We start from the raw sequence: 16970 nt of genomic DNA on the forward strand, positions 1-16970 counted from the left end.
GACCTCGAGGTACCCGGGCCATGGCAGCTCCCAGCGATGAACCAGCGGCGCGGGCGCACGCGCAGGGAGCGCGCCCGCGCCCCGGCACGAGCCTCGGCCACCGTCCGGCCCTGATGGCCGGGCGGGATCCGAACGAGGAGCACCGCACGGCGACCCCGCTCGAGCTCCTGTTCGACCTCACCTTCGTGGTCGCGTTCAGCCAGATCTCATCCCAGGTGGCGCGCTACCTGGAGGCCGACGATCTGCTGACAGCCGTCGCAGGGCTGGGCTTCACGATGTTCGCCGCTACCTGGGCATGGATCAGCTACACCTGGCTCGCGTCCGCTTACGACAACGACGACATCCTGTTCCGGGTGGCGACCCTCGTGGAGATGGTGGGTGTCCTCGTGCTCGCCCTCGGCGTTCCACCGATCTTCCACTCGATCGCTGCGGGGCAGCACCTCGACAACAGCGTCGCGGTCGCGGGCTACGTGATCATGCGCCTGGCGACCATCGCCCTGTGGCTGCGCGCAGCACGTCACGATCCGCGGCATCGGCCCGTGTGCCTCTCGCATGCCACGAGCATCGCGGTCGCGCAGGTGTTCTGGATCGCGCTGATCTTCCTCAACTTGCCGATCGGACTTACCCTCGCGATCGCCGCCGTCCTTGGCCTGTTCGAGCTGGCAGCGCCCAGGCTCACCCAGAAGCGGTTCGGACAGACCCCGTGGCACGCTCACCACATCGCAGAGCGTTACGGGTTGCTGTTCATCATCGCCCTCGGCGAGATCATCCTCGGGACGATCCTCGCGATCTCTGCTGTGGTCCAGGAGCAGGGATGGACCCTCGAAGCGGCGCTCGTCGCGTGTGGTGGCACCAGCCTGGTCTTCGGGTTGTGGTGGTTGTACTACACCGTTCCAGCAGGCCGGCTCCTCGCGCGCTACCGCGACCGGGCTCAGACCTGGTCCTACGGGCAGATGCTCTTGTTCGCTGCCCTGGTGGCGGTCGGAGCAGGCCTGCACGTGGCCGCCCAGGTGATCTCTCACGAGGCGCACGTCAAGGCAACGTTCGCGCTCCTGACCGTGGCGATCCCGGTCTTGGTGTGCGAGCTCGTGCTGTTCGCGCTCTATGCCCAGCTCCTCGGCACGCTCGACGTCTTCCACCTCTTGCTGCTCCTCGCCAGCGTCGGACTCTTGGTCCTGAGCGTCGTCGCCGGGTACGCCGGCGCGAGCATCGGCGCAGCCCTGCTCGTCGTCGCAGCAGCGCCGGCCGTCATCGTCGTGGGCTACGAGACAGTCGGGTACCGGCACGAGGCGGCCCTGCTCGAACGCATCGGGGCCTGACGAAGTGGCTCGCCGCACGCACGACACCACCTACAGACCCGCGGTCTTCTACAGTGACAGCATGGAGACGTTCCAACGCGCACGAAGCGACGAGCAACGCCTCATCCGACGTCAGACCATCCTGCGCGCGGCTATCGAGATGCTCAAGGAGATGCCGGTCTCGGCGATCACCCTGAACGAGCTGAGCCGCAGAGTGGGTCTGGCCAAATCCAACGTGCTGCGCTACTTCGAGACGCGCGAGGCGGTCCTGCTCGAGCTCCTGGCACAGCTTGCTGCCGATTTCCTCGCCCAGGCCGAGGAAGCGCTTCCCTCCGGGATCCACCCCGGCGACGCGCCCAGCGACCGGGCTCGGTCGCTGTCCCACGGCCTCACGACCGCTCTCGAGGAGCACCCGATGCTGTGTGAGCTTCTCAGCGCGCAAGCCGGTGTGCTCGAGCACAACGTGACCACACCGGTCGCGGCCCGCTACAAGCAGGCGGCACGTGAGTCCACGCTGAGGCTCGCCGATCTCATCCAGCAGTCCCTGCCCGAGCTCGACCGCGAGCGAGCGGACCGCGGGGCGACGCTCGCCGTCATCCTCATCGGCGCCCTGTGGTCCCACAGCCACCCTGCCAAGGCCGTCCAGGACGCATACGACGCGGATCCCGAGCTCGCACTGTTCAACACGCCGTTCCCGGCAGCGTTCGAGCACGCTGTCGATGCGCTGCTCGTCGGTCTTCTTATCGAGACGGAACGCGAGACAGCCCGGGCCACGGCGCACAGCACCGCCGAACCCCTCGAGTCCGTTTCTGCTCCCTGAACGTGCGAGCGCGCCGGACGGTGATCCACCGTCCGGCGCTCTCGCACCCTCTGCCACCGCGCTCCAGGCAGGTTGCGCGGGCCCCTCGTGTTCGTTGCTAGCCGACTTCGGTCGGGTCGATGAAGAGGGCCTCGCCGGTTTGTGCGCTCCAGGCGCGGTCCTGGATGGCCTTGATCCACGGGACGATCTGCTCCGGGACGACGTTGCGGAACCGGGAGGCGCCCTCCTCGGCCACGCGGACGATCACGTCGATGACTTCTTGAGGGTCGAGCTGGCCATCGAGGGCAGTGTCCAGCCCGGCGAGAAGCTCGGGTCGCGTCAGGGTGGTTGCCGGGTCGAACCAACGCAGCATCGTCTCGCCACCGCGGTCATTGAAGCCCGTGCCGTACACGCCCGGATTCACGGTGCAAACATCGACCCCGGTTCCGGACAGTTCGGTCCGAAGCCCTTCGGTCAGGCCCTCCAGGGCATGCTTCGTGGAGGTGTAGATCGCGGCGAACGGCATCGTGATCAGGCCACCCATCGAGGTGACGTTGATGATCTTGCCCTCCCCTCGCTCGACCATCTGTCGAGCGACGCCCTGGCACATGGCCAAGGTCCCGAAGACGTTGGTCTCGTAATTGCGTCGCACCAGGTCCAGTGGGATCTCCGCGACCGGTCCGGTCTCCATGATCCCCGCGCTGTTGATTAGGACATCGACCGGGCGCCCGAGGGCCGCGGCTCGATCCCCGGCGTCGGTGATGTCGAGAACGACGGCCTCGAGCTCGACCCCAGCCTCGCGCGCGGCCGCGAGAAGCTCGGTGGCCTGCGGGCCGATCTGGACTCCTGCGGTGACGTGATGCCCGCGACGGGCCAGCTCGAGCGCGGCACCACGGCCGAAACCGCTGCCCGCCCCGGTGACAAGGATGTTCCTGGACATGGTGATGTCTCTCTCTTCCGTTCGCGTCGACGCCCGACGGCCGCATACCTCGAGGCGAGCACGGCGGCCGGGCCCCAAACATGGGCTTCCGACTCGGTAGCCGCACGCAGGAGCCCGCGCGGTCACCTAGCCCTCAACTTAGCGGACCGCTGGTCTCTTGTATAGAGGACCGGTGTTCTGTTAATCCTGCCGGCGGCGTCACCCGAGTCGGCCGATTAGAAGGGCAAGTCCGAGGGGGGACTGAAGCCCAGGTTCCCGGCTTGGGCCCTGCCTGCGGCAATGGCAGCGGCCAGCGTCCTCCAGAGCATCCGGGGGTCACGGTGCAGCCGCGAGGGAAGCCGAAGATCGCTGGGCGGAGCGAGCAGGAGCGAGGCCGCCCCGCCGACACTTCCCGAGGCCACCGTGGCGACGGTCGCCCGGTAGCGTGATGGTCGTTGCCGGTAGGCCGTTTCAAGGGCTGGGTTGAGTCGCCGCAGGTAGCGGGCCACCACCTTGTCTGCGTGGCCGAAAGACGGTGCTGTCCCGAGCGGTCGCGAGGTCACCACGATCACGTGGGTGGCGCCAAGTTGCAGGGCCGAGTGCACAGGCACCGGCTCGGTCAGACCTCCGTCGAGCCATGATCTGCCGCGCAGCCGCGTCGGAGGCCCGGCGAGCAGGGGCAGCGAGCCGGAGGCGTGGATCGCCGCCAGCAGGTCACGCGGCCCTGTGAAGCCGGTTAGCGCCACGGGCGCGGCGGACTCGACATCGGTGGCAACGACCGCGAGCTCGGGACCACGCCTTCGGGGCGCCGCGAGGTCCGTGAGCCGGAATCGGTCCTCGAGTCGCGCAACGACGCCCCGGCCGTCAACGACAGGCCGGGCAACCAGGGCTCGCTCGAAGCCGACCAGCTGCCGGTCGGAGAAGATCTCCACATAGGTCTCGGCGACCGGTCCGAGCACGCCCAAGGCGACGGCCGCAGCGTTGACTGCGCCCGCGGAGGTCCCGATCGCGAGGTCCACCACGTCGAGGAGACCGAGCTCCTCCAGAGCTCTCCCGAGGCCGGCCGAGACGATGCCGCGCGCCCCGCCGCCCTCGAACACGACCGCGAGGCGCGCGCCGTCGCTACGCATCGCATCCGGCTGGGTGCGGCGACGCATGAGGAGGTCGACCACCTCTGAGGCTGCCACCTGTGAATCCCTTCTGTGGGCGAAGTGAGCTCCGCGACGCGATTGGCATGCCCAGGCCAGCCGGGCAGGTAGTTTGCGCTGCAGAGGGTGACTGCGTTTCGGAGCCCCGGCCCGTGGGGCCAGAGTCGTCGCGGTGGGTCAGCCAGGGGCCGGCGCGCCGAGCTCGGTGCGGCGGCGTCCTGCGAAGGTCAGCATCAAGGCGGTTCCGATGAGTGCCCAAGCCGCGAGCACCACGACGTCGCGGGCCAGGCCGGCACCGTCGAAGTAGACGACCGAGCGCACTCCGTGCGTGCCTGCGCCGGGTGGCAAGAGCCAGCCGATTGCCCGCCAGAAGGGCGGCAGCAACGGCGCCGGATAGGCACCGCCGGCGCTGGGGTTGCCAAGGACCACGAACAACAGCACCGCGATTCCGATCCCGATGATCCCGGTCATGGTCTGGATGGCCATCGTGAATGCCCCGACCGCGAAGACCACCAGCGCGCCGAGCAGGGCCAGAGGCACGAACGACCCCGACAGTGCCTCAAGCACCGACTCCGCCACCAGCGCGCCCAGGAAGCCCGACGCGATGGAGTAGACGACCAGGCCCCCTAGACGGATGATGCCGCGTTGCCGTGTGCTCGGGCGTTCGCCTGCGCTGATCCCGAGGATCGCCGCCACCAGGTACCCGCCGACGACCCACCCGACCGTCAGGTAGAAGGCGGACAGCCCGCGACCGTCACCGCGACCCGCCGGGACCAGATCCGTGGTCACGAGGGTGCGTGCCTGTTCACGGTCGGCCTGCTCGAGGACCGCCGCCACAGCCTCGGACACGGCAGCTCCCTCGGCCGACGACACGTAGAGGGTGTCCTGTGTCCCGGTGCCAACTACGAGCGCGCCGTAGGCGGATCGATCACGCACCTGCTGCCTGGCCTCGTCGGCCGAGTCATGGACTGTGGCGTGGACCGGTTCACCGGCGATCGCGTTCAGCGCGGCGGCGGTCTGCTCGGCAGCTGGCAGGCTCGGGGCCGAGACGGCGACCGCGATCCGGTGGGGCGTCGGGTCGTGGAACGCACCGAGATAGCTCGCGATAAACGCGACCTGGAGCCCCAGCACGCCTACCACCAGCACGAATGCCCGAGGAGTGATCGCGTCGCGCAGGTCGGCCGCCCACCGAGCGCCCTGTCTGGCCGCCGAGCTCGCGGCACCAGGAGCACGCCGGCGGTGTGGCTGCCCCTGGCCGGACGAGGCTTCAGGTTCGGTGGGTGAATCGTGTGCGTCTCCGCGCGTGTCATCGTGTTCGTGCGCCATTGCCTGTCCTTTCTCGCCGCGAGCCGCTACCGGTTCGGGTCTGGGTCCGGGATCTCGGCCTGGCGATACTTGGGCAAGCGGCTCGCAGGGAGGATCGCGGTGGCGCTGACGCCGGCCAGGACAAGGAGCCCGAGTCTGAGGGTGTGGAGGCGTGCGTCTTCGTTGACGGCGACGGCCGCGGTGACCTGGGCTGGGGTCGCGTCGGTCTGTTCGAGCGTGCTTCGCAGGTCGTCGTTGCTGATGAAATTCACGTTGTCCAGGTCGACCTGGGCGACCAATGAGGTTGGCAGCTCGACGTGGTCGACGACCGCGCGGCCGATGTTGAACGACAAGATCGTGACGAGCAGGGCACCAGCGATTGCGGTCCCGACCGCCGACGCAAGGTTCTGCGTGGTGCCACGAATCGACCCGACGTCTCCGGCCAACGATTTGGGCGCCGAGGTGACCAGGACATTGAAGACCAACGTCACAAGCGCGCCCTGCCCGACCCCGAAGACGAACAGACCCAGGATGGTGGGCAGCGTCTCCCAATTGTTCGTCACGACGAATGAGAGCCATACCAGCGCGACAGTCGTGAGCGTGAACCCGAACACACCGATGACGCGCGGCGGGTAACGCTTGTAGAAGCGCACGACCAAGGTCGCGGTGACGAAGACAGTGAGGTTGAACGGCATCATCGCCAACGCGGTGTCGAACGGGGTGCGGCCCTGCACGATCTGGATGTAGAGGGGCACGGTGAAGTTCAAGGCCGCCTCAAGCGCGACGACGATGAACATCGCGTAGACCGCGGCGCGTTCGCTGGGCCGGGCGAGGACTGCCAGATCGACCAGCGGAACCCTCCCGGCGGCGGTCCGGCGCCTGGTCCACCAGAAGAACGTCTGGCCAAGCACGATGCCCGCCAACACGAACACCGGCGCAGGTGACAGGCCGCCGAGGCTGAACGGCGCGCCAGGCGAGGCGTAGAACACGCCCCAGGAGTTGAGGTTGTTGAACCCCAGGGTGAGGAGCACGATCGCGGCACCGATGATGATGGATGCCACGAAGTCGATCCTCACGCCGGGGTTACCGCCGTCGCTGCGCAGCGTGAAGCTGAACGCGAAGACCGCCACGGCCAGGACCAGGACGATCCCGAAGACCGGCCGCCAACCGACCGCAGTTCCCAAGGCGCCCCCGATGAAGAACGCGCTGACCCCGGAGATGGCGCGCGCCGAGCCGAGCGAGCCCACGGCGGTCGCCTGCTGCTCGCCGCGGTAGTTCTCGGCGATGAGCGCGACCAGGGAGGGGACGATGATCGCAGCGGAGGCGCCAGCGACCGCCTGTCCCGCGATCGCCCACCCCACCGTCGGGGAGACGATCATGAGGACCGCGGATGCCGCGAAGGTCGCGACGACGACCCGAAACATCTTCACCCATCCGACCCGCTGGCCGAGTTTCGCGCCGGTCATGACCAGGGCCGCTACCACCAGCCCGTAGACGACGATGGTCGAGCTGACGACGGTGGGAGGCACACCGAAGTCCTCAACCATGCCGCCCAGGGACACCGGCAGCGCGGCCACGTTGAACGACATCAGGACCTGGGCAAGGAACAGGCCAACCATGGGCAACCACGAGCGGCGCTCCGCCACGCTAGGGACCGCGCTGACCTGGACGGCGTCAGAGGTGCTCATCGGGCGTGCTCCGTTCTCTTCGGCGACAGTGCCGCTCGGGGTGGGACATGCGCGGAGGAGGCGAAGACGTTCAAGCCCAGGGCTCGGGAAAGGTGTGCGGTCGCGCGCTGGCCGCGCACGCTGTTGCCTGCTCGGTCAAGCCGGGCCGAGTAGGTGCCGATCGCGCCCTTGCCGGGAGCGATCGCGACGATCCCGCCGGAGACGCCCGACTTGGCGGGCAGACCGATCTCGAACAGCCACCGCCCCGAACGTTCGTACATACCCGTCGAGGCGAGCACCGCCAGAGTGTCCTGGCAGACCTGGCCCGAGACGACCTGGTCGCCGGTCACCGGGTTCACTCCCCCGTCGGCGAGGGTTGCGCCCATCACCGCCAGGTCCCGCGCGCTGACCCGCAACGCGCATTGACGTGTGTAGACGTCGACCACCCCCAGCGGGTCCAGCTCGAGGTGCCCGTAGCTCTGCAGGAGTCGAGCGATCGCCTTGTTGCGCGTGTTTGTCGCGGACTCCGACCGGAACACCTCACCGTCAAGCTCGAGCTGACGGCCCGCGAACCGCGACAATCCGCTGCGCAGGTTCTCCCACTGCTCAGCGAACGACTCCCCCGGCATCAGCGCGGTGGTCGCGAGAGCCCCTGCGTTCACCATCGGGTTCATCGGGTGCCCGTCGTTGAGCTCGAGAGCCATCACGGAGTTGAAGGCCAGCCCAGTGTTGTTCACCCCGACCCGGTCACTGACCACTTCGCGCCCCCAGGCCTGACACACCAAGGCGAAGACGAACGCCTTCGAGATCGATTGGACCGAGAACTCGAGGTCGCTGTCGCCAACCGCGTGAACCGGGCCGTCAGCCTCTGCCACGCACAGCCCAAACCGCTCCGGATCAGCGTGAGCGAGCACCGGGATGTAGCTCGCGACGACGCCTTCGTCATGTGCGAGGTTGCGCGCGTGCGCCTTGCGAACGAGTTCCTCGACCCGGTGCCATCCCGGCAGCGATCCCGTCGAGACCTCTTGCACAGCCTCCTCCGACATCCCCCGAGCAGGACCACCTTCGCCCTGCCCGTACGACGGGGGGCTCTCTTGCGTCATGCCATCCGCTCCAGACACGAAGACTTAAACTGTACGACCGTACAGATTTGGATCTTAGACTGGTTGCCAAAAGGCACAACTCGAAGACGAGGAGAACACCGTGACTACCTCCCGCAGGCCCCGATCAGACGGCGAACGCACCCGCGCGCTCATCCTCGACGCCACCGTCACGCTGATAGCCCAGGTCGGGCTGGCGGGAACCACCCAACGAAGGGTCGCCGCCGCTGCAGGAGTCTCGCTGGCATCCGTCACCTACCACTTCGCGACCCTGGCCGACCTGATTGATGCGGCGATCCAGCATGCGTCCCAACGGTGGATCCAGGCCTTCGAGGAGCGGCGCGACCTCGTCCTGCGCGGCGAGCTAGACCTCGTCGAATCCTGCCTCAGGGCCAGCCAGACCCCACATGGCGAGCCGGAACCGCACGCCGTCGTTGTCTTCACGTTGCTCATCAGCGCCGTCCAACGCCCCGAGCTGCGCGCGCGCGTGACCGAACTGATCGAACGACTGCGCGACGTGTTCGCGCCGTGGATCGCTCGCACGGACTTCACACTTGGCGGCGTAGCCACCTTCCTGGGCCTCGGCCTGCTGAACTTCGCCGCCAGCGCTCACGACGACGTCAAGACGCAAATGGCATCCATGCTCGAGCACTTCGGCGTCACCGAGACTATCGCGGCCCACAGAACGACGAACCCGTCCACCTGAAGAGTCCCGCGCAGCACGGCAGAGCGACGGTGACGCACCACGGCAGACGCTGTTGTCACCTCAAGATCGCCCGAGCAAGTCGGCTGGCGAGCCGGTCAGAAATGGTGGTTTGTGACCGTTCTCGGGAACGTTCCACCGGCGGAGGCGATCCGCGCCCACCAGCTCACGGCTCGAACCGGTACCCCGCGCCCGGGTGAGTGAGGAGGTGGCGCGGGGCGGCGGCGTCGTCCTCGAGCTTGCGGCGCAGCTGCGCGACGTAGACGCGCAGGTAGTGGCTCTCCGTCCCGTACGACGGTCCCCACACCTCGTGCAGGAGCTGCTCGCGCCCGACCATCCGCCCCCGGTTGCGGACGAGGACCTCGAGCAGCGCCCACTCCGTCGGGCTCAGACGGACCTCCTCACCCTGCCGCGTGACGGTCCGTCGAGCGAGGTCGACGCGCAGGTCCCCGGCCTCGACGACGGGTTCGTCGCCGTCCACCGGCTCCGCCCGCCGCACCGCTGCCCGCAGGCGTGCCATGAGCTCGTTCATCGCGAACGGCTTGGTCACGTAGTCGTCGGCGCCGGCGTCGAGCGCGTCGACCTTGTCCTCGCCGAGCTGCCGCGCCGACAGGACGACGATCGGCACCCGGCTCCACCCACGGATCCCGGCGATGACGTCGAGCCCCGCCAGGTCGGGCAGCCCGAGGTCCAGCACGACGACGGCCGGGTGGTCGCGCGCGACGGCGTCCAACCCGTCCCGTCCCGACGCGGCGGTGGTCACGTGCCAGCCGTGGGCGCGCAGGTTGATGGCGAGCGCGCGGACCAGACCTGCGTCGTCGTCGACGACGAGGACGCGGTTGCCTGCCGGCTCGGGCGCTGGGGTCACGCGGTCTCCTCAGAGGTGGTGGGAAGCAGGCTCGCACGCGGCACGCGGAGCACCATGGTGAGGCCTCCTCCCGGCGTGTCCTCCGGGTCGAGCGACGCCCCGACGGCGCGCGCGAGCCCGCGGGCGACGGCCAGCCCGAGACCCAGGCCGCCCGCGCTCGTGTCGTCGAGGCGTTGGAACGCGTCGAACATGCGCTCCTTGCGCTCGTCGTCGACGCCCGGGCCGGTGTCCACGACCCTGAGCTCGACGGCGTCCTGGTCGGCGGACGCGGTGAGCCGCACGGGCGCCGTCGGCGGCTGGAAACGGACCGCGTTGGAGACGACGTTCGCCACGACGCGCTCCAGCAGGCCGGGGTCGGTCGCGACGAGCGGGAGGTCCTCGGGCACGTCGGAGACGACCCGGTCGAGGGGGAACGCCTCGAGCACGACCGGGACGACCTCGTCGAGGGACGCCGTCCGCAGGTGCGGCCGGAGCCCGCCCACCTGGAGCCGGGACAGGTCGAGGAGGTTCTCGATGAGCCGTTCGAGCCGGGTGGTCGCGGCGTCCGCGGTCGCGATCAGGGCCTCCTCGTCCTCCTCGTCGAGGACGACGTCCTGCGCCGCGAGGCCGTCGACGGCGGCCCGGATCGACGCGAGCGGCGTGCGCAGGTCGTGCGAGACCGCCGCGAGCAGCGCGGTCCGGGCGGCGTCGGCCTCCTCGAGCACCGCCGCGCGCGAGGCCCGTTCCGCCAGACGACGGCGCTCCAGGACGATCCCGGCCTGCGCGGCGAAGGCCTCGAGCACCTGTCGGTCGGCGGCGGCCAGCGGTGGACCCGACACCACGAGCCGGCGGAGGGGGTCGACGTCCACCACGGATCCCTCGTGGACGTCACCGTCGGCGGAGCGTGGGCCCGCCGCCGCGACCACCTCGGACGGCGCGCCGGGCGCGGGCCTCTCCTCGAGGCGCGCACCCTCGATCCCGAACGTCGTCACCAGCCTCGCCACCACCGCCTCGGGCGAGTCCTCGCCGGCGAGGACGGAGCGTGACAGGGACGCCAGCGTGCTCGCCTCGGCGCGGGCCTGCGACGCCTCACCTGCCCGTCGGGCGGACACGTCGACAACCGCCGCGACCGACGCCGCGACCACGACGAACACCGCGAGCGTCGCGACGTTCTCACCCTGGGCGACGGTGAACCGCCCGGTGGGCGGCGTGAAAAACCAGTTCAGGCAGCCGAACGAGATCACGGCCGACGCGAGCGCCGGCCACATGCCGCCGAGCAGCGCGACGCCCACGACCCCGACGAGGTAGAGCAGCACGTCGATCGACAGGCTCGCCCCGTCCCCCGACGACAGGAAGGCGACGAGCACGGCCGGGACGACGATCGCCGCGACCCAGCCCCAGACCCGCCGCGCGCGGGACAGCGAGCTCCACCGCCCGCGCACGAACCGTTCCTTGCGTGCCTGCTCGTGCGTGACGAGGTGCACGTCGATCGAGCCCGCGAGCTGGACGACCCGTGCTGCCGTCGAACCCACGAGCGCCTCGCGCCAGCGCGAGTGCCGCGACGCACCCACCACGATCATGGTCGCGTTGATGCCGCGGGCGAAGTCGACGACCGCGGTCGCCACGTCTTCCCCGACCACGGTGTGGAACGTGCCGCCGAGGGACTCGACGAGCTGCCGGGCGGCCGCGATCGCGCCGGGCGGCGGGCCCGGGAGCCCGTCGGTCGCGAGCACGAGGACGGCGTGCAGCTCGGACCCGGCGGCCCGCTCGACGATCCGGGCCCCGCGCCGCAGCAGCGTGTCCCCTTCGGGGCCGCCGGTCACGGCCACGACGACGCGCTCGCGCGCGGGCCACGTCCCGGTGATCCGGTGCTGCTCCCGGTAGCTGGCGAGGGCGTCGTCGACGCGGTCCGCGAGCCACAGCAGCGCCAGCTCGCGGAGCGCCGTGAGGTTCCCCTCCCGGAAGTACGCGGCGAGCGAGGCGTCGATCTGCTCGGGCCGGTACACGCTGCCGTGCGCGAGGCGCCGCCGCAGCGCGTGGGGGGACAGGTCGACGAGCTGGATCTGGTCCGCCTCGCGCACCACCCGGTCGGGCACCGTCTCGCGCTGCCTGATGCCGGTGATCGCCTCGACGTCCGCGTTGAGGGACTCGAGGTGCTGCACGTTGACCGTCGTGATGACGTCGATCCCCGCGTCGAGGAGCACCTCGACGTCCTGCCAGCGCTTCGGGCGCACGGACCCGGGGGCGTTGGTGTGGGCGAGCTCGTCGACCAGCACGACCTGGGGGGCACGCGCGAGCACCGCGGCGACGTCGAGCTCCTCGAGCACCGTGCCCCGGTACTCGACGCGCGCCCGCGGCAGCACCTCGAGGTCACCCACGGCCTCCGTCGTCTCGGCGCGCCCGTGCGTCTCGACCAGGCCCACGACGACGTCGGTGCCGCGCGCCCGCCGCCGTCGGGCCTCGTCGAGCATCTTGAACGTCTTGCCCACACCGGGGGCGGCCCCCAGGTAGACGGTCAGACGTCCGCGGCTCATGCCCCCATCATCGACGGTCGACGCCTCGGCCTGCGCGGTCACGACCCGGAGCCGACCAGCTTCTGGAGCGCGAGGTTCAGCTCGAGCACGTTCACGTGCGGGTCGCCGAGGACCCCGAGCGAGCGGCCGTCGGTGTGCTCGTCGACGAGCGCGCGCACCGTCGCCTCGGACAGCCCGCGGGCCTTCGCGACCCGGGCGACCTGCTCGCGGGCGTACGCCGGCGAGATGTCGGGGTCGAGGCCCGACGCCGAGGCGGTGACCGCGTCCGGCGGGACGGAGGCCGGGTCGACGCCGTCCGCCGCGGCGACCTCCGCGCGCCGCTCGTCGATGGTCTTCACCAGCTCGGGGCTGTTCGGGCCCAGGTTCGACCCGGCAGACGCCAGGGTGTCCCAGCCGTCACCGGCCGCGGACGGCCGCGGGTGGAACCATTGCGGGTCCTCGTCGATCGCCCCGAAGCCCTGCCCGATCAGCGCGGAGCCGACGGCGTCCGAGCGCGAGGTGGTGTGCGCGCCGTCCGCGGTGAGGAGCGAGCCCTGCGCCTGCCACGGGAAGGCGACCTTCGCGACGCCCGTGACGGCCAGCGGGTAGACGACGCCCAGCAGGACGGTGAGCAGCACGAGCACGCGCAGCCCGGCCCAGGACTGGTGCCACAGGGCCGCGAGGCTCGCGGCCGTCGTCGGACGCCCGCCTGACCCGGCCTGCTGGCCGGTGGCGCCCTCGGGCGCGGGGGCGAGACCTTCGGTGGTCATGAGACTTCCTCTCCTGAGGTTCCGGTCCGGGCTCAGCGCAGGCCGGGGACGAGCGAGACGACGAGGTCGATGAGCTTGATGCCGACGAACGGCGCGACGAGGCCCCCGAGGCCGTAGATCCACAGGTTCCGCCGGAGCAGGGCGACAGCGGACACGGCCCGGTACCTCACGCCGCGCAGCGCGAGCGGGATCAGCGCCACGATGACGAGCGCGTTGAAGACGATCGCCGACGTGATCGCGGACTGCGGGCTGTGCAGGTGCATGACGTTCAGCACGTGGAGCTGCGGGAACGCGAGCACGAACATCGCGGGGATGATCGCGAAGTACTTCGCGACGTCGTTCGCGATGGAGAACGTGGTGAGGGCGCCGCGCGTGATGAGGAGCTGCTTCCCGATCCCGACGATCTCGATGAGCTTGGTCGGGTCGGAGTCGAGGTCGACCATGTTGCCGGCCTCCTTCGCGGCCGTGGTGCCCGTGCTCATCGCGACCCCGACGTCCGCCTGGGCCAGCGCGGGCGCGTCGTTCGTGCCGTCACCGGCCATCGCGACGAGCTTCCCGCCCTTCTGCTCGCGTCGGATCAGGGCGAGCTTGTCCTCGGGCGTGGCCTCGGCGAGCACGTCGTCGACACCGGCCTCGTCCGCGATGACGCGGGCCGTGACCTTGTTGTCGCCCGTGACCATGACGGTCCGGATGCCCATGGCCCGCAGCTCGGCGAACCGTTCGACGAGCCCCTCCTTGACGACGTCCTTGAGGTGCACGACGCCGAGCAGGCGCGCGGGCGCGTCGCCGATCTGCTCCGCCACGACGAGCGGGGTCCCGCCCTGGGCGCTCACGGACTCGACGTCCGCGTCCACGGCCTGCCCGACGAGCGGGTGCCCGGCCGGGTGCCCAGCGGTGCCGCCCGTGGGCTCGCCGCCCGTCGAGCGCACCCACTGGTGCACGACGCTCGCCGCGCCCTTGCGCACGCGCCGCGCCTGGGGTGCGCCGCCGTCGTCGGGCCGGCCGGGCAGGTCGACGCCCGACATCCGGGTCGCCGCGCTGAACGGAACCAGGGTGGCCCCCGCCAGGGCGTCGTCGGTCAGGACGGGCCTCCCGTACGCGGTCTGGGTGAGGTCGACGATGCTGCGACCCTCCGGCGTCTCGTCGGCGAGCGACGAGAGCTGGGCGGCCTCCGCGAGGTGGCCGGCCTCGACGCCCGGGGCGGGCAGCAGCTCGCTCGCGCGGCGGTTGCCGTACGTGATGGTGCCCGTCTTGTCGAGCAGCAGGACGTCGACGTCGCCCGCGGCCTCGACCGCACGGCCCGACATGGCCAGCACGTTGCGCTGGACCAGCCGGTCCATGCCGGCGATGCCGATGGCCGACAGCAGCGCACCGATCGTCGTGGGGATCAGGCAGACGAGGAGCGCCACCAGCACCACGAGCGACTGGCGGGCGTGCGAGTACACCGCCATGGGCTGCAGGGTCGCGACGGCCAGCAGGAAGATGATCGTGAGCGACGCGAGGAGCACGTTGAGCGCGATCTCGTTGGGCGTCTTCTGCCGCTCCGAGCCTTCGACGAGCGCGATCATCCGGTCGACGAACGTCCGGCCGGGCTCGGCGGTGATCCGGACGACGATCTGGTCGGACAGGACCGTCGTCCCACCCGTGACGGCGGTCCGGTCGCCACCGGACTCGCGGATCACGGGCGCTGACTCCCCGGTGATGGCCGACTCGTCGACCGATGCCACGCCCTCGACGACGTCCCCGTCGCCGGGGATCGTCTCGCCGGCCGTGACGACGACGAGGTCACCCACGTGCAGCTGCGACGACGCCACCTCGACGGTGGGCAGCGAGGCCAGGCCCGACCCGTACGCGAGCTGGTCGGCGGTGCCCTGGACCTTGCGCGCCGTCGTCGTGCGCTGGGTCGCCCGCAGGCTGGACGCCTGGGCGCGACCGCGGCTCTCGGCGACGGCCTCGGCGAGGGTCGCGAACAGCACGGTGATCCACAGCCAGACGGCGATCACCCACGCGAACACGCTCGGGTCGACGACGGCGAGCACGGTGGTCAGCGCGGCGCCGACCTCCACGACGAACATGACGGGCACCCGCCACATCCGCCGGGGATCGAGCTTGCGAAGGGACGCCGGCAGCGCGTCGCGGACGGTGCGCCACGTCAGCGACCCCCGCGGGGGCGCGACGGGCGGGAGCTCCGTCGCCGTGCTGGGGGCAGGCTGGAGGGTGGTGCTCATGAGAGGGACTCCACTACCGGGCCCAAGGACAGGGCCGGGACGAAGGTGAGACCGACGACGACGACGGCGACCGCCCCGACGAGCCCGACGAACAGGGGCTTGTGGGTGGGCAGCGTGCCGGTCGACGCGGGCACGGCGGGTTGCGAGGCGAACCGCCCGGCCAGGGCGAGGACGAGTGCGATGGGCACGAACCGGCCGATCAGCATCGCGAGGCCGAGCAGGGTGTTGTAGTAGGGCGTGCCGCTGGTGATCCCGCCGAACGCGCTGCCGTTGTTGTTGGCGGCGGACGTGAAGGCGTAGAGGATCTCGGACAGCCCGTGCGGGCCGGTGTTGAGCGGCCCCGCGAGCCCGGCGCCGGTGACGGCGGAGACGCCGGTCCCGACGAGCACGAGCAGCGGCATCGTCAGCACGTAGAGCGCGACGAGGGTGATCTCGCCCTGGCCGATCTTCTTGCCGAGGTACTCGGGCGTGCGGCCGACCATCAGGCCGGAGAGGAACACGGTGACGATGGCGACGATCAGCATCCCGTAGAGGCCGGAGCCCACGCCGCCAGGCGAGATCTCGCCGAGCATCATGTTGAACATCGCGAGACCGCCGCCGGGGGCGGTGAGCGAGTCGTGCGTGGAGTTCACGGCGCCCGTGGAGGTGAGGGTCGTGGTGGCCGCGAACAGCGCGCTCGCCCCGAGCCCGAACCGTGTCTCCTTGCCTTCCATCGCAGCGCCCGCGGCGTGCGGGGCGGTGCCCGAGCCGGCGAGCTCGGACCAGGTCAGCAGGGCGACGGAGGCGAGGAAGAGCGCCCCCATGGCGCCGAGGATCGCCCACCCCTGGCGTCGGTCGCCGACCATGATCCCGAAGGTCCGCGGGAGCGAGAACGGGATCATCAGGGTGAGGAAGATCGCGAGCATGTTCGTCCAGCCGTTCGGGTTCTCGAACGGGTGCGCGGAGTTGGCGTTGAAGAAGCCGCCGCCGTTGGTGCCGAGCTGCTTGATGGCCTCCTGCGAGGCGACGGGCCCGCCGAGCACGTCCTGGCTGCCGCCGGCGGCCGTCGTGATGGCCTCGTGCGGGAGGAGGTTCTGGATGACGCCCCCGGCGACCAGGACGATCGCCGCGAGGAACGCGATGGGCAGGAGGAGCCGGACGTTCGCGCGCACGAGGTCGGACCAGAAGTTGCCGACGCGCCCGTCGGTGAGCGAGCGGGCGAAGCCACGCACGAGCGCGACCGCGACCGCGAGGCCCACGGCGGCCGACGCGAAGTTCTGGACGGCGAGCCCGACCATCTGCAGGAGGTGTCCCGCGGCGGCCTCGCCGGAGTACCACTGCCAGTTCGTGTTCGTCACGAACGAGACGGCGGTGTTCCAGGCGCCCGCGGGGTCGAAGCCCGCGAACCCGAGGTTCAGCGGCAGGTGGGACTGGAGGCGGGCGAGGGCGTAGAGGAACAGGATCGACGCCGTCGAGAACCCGAGGAGCGAGAGCAGGTAGCCCCGCCACGTCTGCTCGGCGTCGGGGTCGACGCGGACCGCACGGTACGCCGCCGACTCGATCCGGAGGTGGCGCGGGCTGGTGAACACGCGGGCCATGTACGCCCCGAGGGGGTGGTGCACGGCGGCGAGGAGGACGAGGAGGACGCCGATCTGCGCGACGGCGAACCACGCCTCCGTGGTGGTGCTGGGCAT

General features: G+C 70.5%; 13 protein-coding genes. 3 read left to right on the top strand and 10 right to left on the bottom strand.

Annotated features, from left to right (window positions below; genetic code table 11):
• Positions 1-20: 20 nt before the first annotated feature.
• Positions 21-1319, top strand: coding sequence for a low temperature requirement protein A (locus tag KDY119_RS17755; protein ID WP_227994424.1), 1299 nt, complete (start codon positions 21-23; stop codon positions 1317-1319).
• 61 nt (positions 1320-1380) lie between these two features.
• Entirely contained in the window at positions 1381-2118 is a 738-nt protein-coding gene (locus tag KDY119_RS17760) for a TetR/AcrR family transcriptional regulator (protein WP_036955932.1), read from the top strand.
• A gap of 97 nt (positions 2119-2215) precedes the next feature.
• Here KDY119_RS17760 and KDY119_RS17765 read toward each other — a convergent pair whose 3' ends face one another.
• From KDY119_RS17765 to glsA, 5 genes are all read right to left on the bottom strand, one after another.
• The gene (locus KDY119_RS17765; protein WP_051137040.1) at positions 2216-3037 is read right to left on the bottom strand and encodes an SDR family oxidoreductase; all 822 of its coding nucleotides are present in this window, start codon (positions 3035-3037) and stop codon (positions 2216-2218) included.
• 215 nt (positions 3038-3252) lie between these two features.
• Positions 3253-4203 carry a patatin-like phospholipase family protein gene (locus tag KDY119_RS17770; RefSeq protein ID WP_148284354.1) on the bottom strand — a complete coding sequence of 317 codons (951 nt, stop codon included), beginning with the start codon at positions 4201-4203 and terminating at the stop codon, positions 3253-3255.
• Between the two features lie 138 nt (positions 4204-4341).
• Positions 4342-5490: an ABC transporter permease gene (locus KDY119_RS17775; protein ID WP_083891290.1), complete on the bottom strand. Its 1149-nt coding sequence runs from the start codon at positions 5488-5490 to the stop codon at positions 4342-4344.
• Between the two features lie 26 nt (positions 5491-5516).
• Positions 5517-7157, bottom strand: coding sequence for an MFS transporter (locus KDY119_RS17780; RefSeq protein WP_051137038.1), 1641 nt, complete (start codon positions 7155-7157; stop codon positions 5517-5519).
• Positions 7154-8182: a glutaminase A gene (glsA, locus tag KDY119_RS17785; RefSeq protein ID WP_036955597.1), complete on the bottom strand. Its 1029-nt coding sequence runs from the start codon at positions 8180-8182 to the stop codon at positions 7154-7156. Before glsA ends, KDY119_RS17780 begins: the two co-directional genes overlap by 4 nt.
• A gap of 157 nt (positions 8183-8339) precedes the next feature.
• On the opposite strand from glsA, the gene KDY119_RS17790 reads away from it, so the two are divergent.
• Positions 8340-8942: a TetR/AcrR family transcriptional regulator gene (locus KDY119_RS17790; RefSeq protein WP_051137037.1), complete on the top strand. Its 603-nt coding sequence runs from the start codon at positions 8340-8342 to the stop codon at positions 8940-8942.
• 163 nt (positions 8943-9105) lie between these two features.
• Here the strand turns inward: KDY119_RS17790 and KDY119_RS17795 are convergent, their stop codons facing one another.
• The 5 genes from KDY119_RS17795 to kdpA are packed head-to-tail and all read right to left on the bottom strand — an operon-like array spanning position 9106 to position 16970.
• Positions 9106-9807, bottom strand: a complete 702-nt coding sequence (locus tag KDY119_RS17795) for a winged helix-turn-helix domain-containing protein (protein ID WP_036955594.1) — start codon at positions 9805-9807, stop codon at positions 9106-9108.
• On the bottom strand, positions 9804-12320 hold the full coding sequence (locus KDY119_RS17800) for a DUF4118 domain-containing protein (RefSeq protein WP_036955914.1): 2517 nt from the start codon (positions 12318-12320) through the stop codon (positions 9804-9806). Before KDY119_RS17800 ends, KDY119_RS17795 begins: the two co-directional genes overlap by 4 nt.
• A gap of 38 nt (positions 12321-12358) precedes the next feature.
• On the bottom strand, positions 12359-13069 hold the full coding sequence (gene kdpC / locus KDY119_RS17805; RefSeq protein ID WP_083891289.1) for a potassium-transporting ATPase subunit KdpC: 711 nt from the start codon (positions 13067-13069) through the stop codon (positions 12359-12361).
• Between the two features lie 32 nt (positions 13070-13101).
• Entirely contained in the window at positions 13102-15297 is a 2196-nt protein-coding gene (gene kdpB, locus KDY119_RS17810) for a potassium-transporting ATPase subunit KdpB (RefSeq protein WP_153022611.1), read from the bottom strand.
• Complete coding sequence (gene kdpA / locus KDY119_RS17815) at positions 15294-16970, bottom strand: potassium-transporting ATPase subunit KdpA (protein WP_036955591.1); 1677 nt, start codon at positions 16968-16970, stop codon at positions 15294-15296. The genes kdpB and kdpA overlap by 4 nt, the downstream gene beginning before the upstream one ends.

It is taken from the genome of Luteimicrobium xylanilyticum, from assembly GCF_009429125.1.
GTDB classification, from domain to species: Bacteria; Actinomycetota; Actinomycetes; order Actinomycetales; family Cellulomonadaceae; genus Luteimicrobium; species Luteimicrobium xylanilyticum.

Coding starts and splice junctions, on each gene's coding strand:
- kdpA (WP_036955591.1), bottom strand. CDS start 16,970: ATGCCCAGCACCACCACGGAGGCGTGGTTCGCCGTCGCGCAGATCGGC.
- KDY119_RS17760 (WP_036955932.1), top strand. CDS start 1,381: ATGGAGACGTTCCAACGCGCACGAAGCGACGAGCAACGCCTCATCCGA.
- KDY119_RS17780 (WP_051137038.1), bottom strand. CDS start 7,157: ATGAGCACCTCTGACGCCGTCCAGGTCAGCGCGGTCCCTAGCGTGGCG.
- KDY119_RS17775 (WP_083891290.1), bottom strand. CDS start 5,490: ATGGCGCACGAACACGATGACACGCGCGGAGACGCACACGATTCACCC.
- kdpB (WP_153022611.1), bottom strand. CDS start 15,297: ATGAGCACCACCCTCCAGCCTGCCCCCAGCACGGCGACGGAGCTCCCG.
- KDY119_RS17765 (WP_051137040.1), bottom strand. CDS start 3,037: ATGTCCAGGAACATCCTTGTCACCGGGGCGGGCAGCGGTTTCGGCCGT.
- kdpC (WP_083891289.1), bottom strand. CDS start 13,069: ATGACCACCGAAGGTCTCGCCCCCGCGCCCGAGGGCGCCACCGGCCAG.
- KDY119_RS17755 (WP_227994424.1), top strand. CDS start 21: ATGGCAGCTCCCAGCGATGAACCAGCGGCGCGGGCGCACGCGCAGGGA.
- KDY119_RS17800 (WP_036955914.1), bottom strand. CDS start 12,320: ATGAGCCGCGGACGTCTGACCGTCTACCTGGGGGCCGCCCCCGGTGTG.
- glsA (WP_036955597.1), bottom strand. CDS start 8,182: ATGTCGGAGGAGGCTGTGCAAGAGGTCTCGACGGGATCGCTGCCGGGA.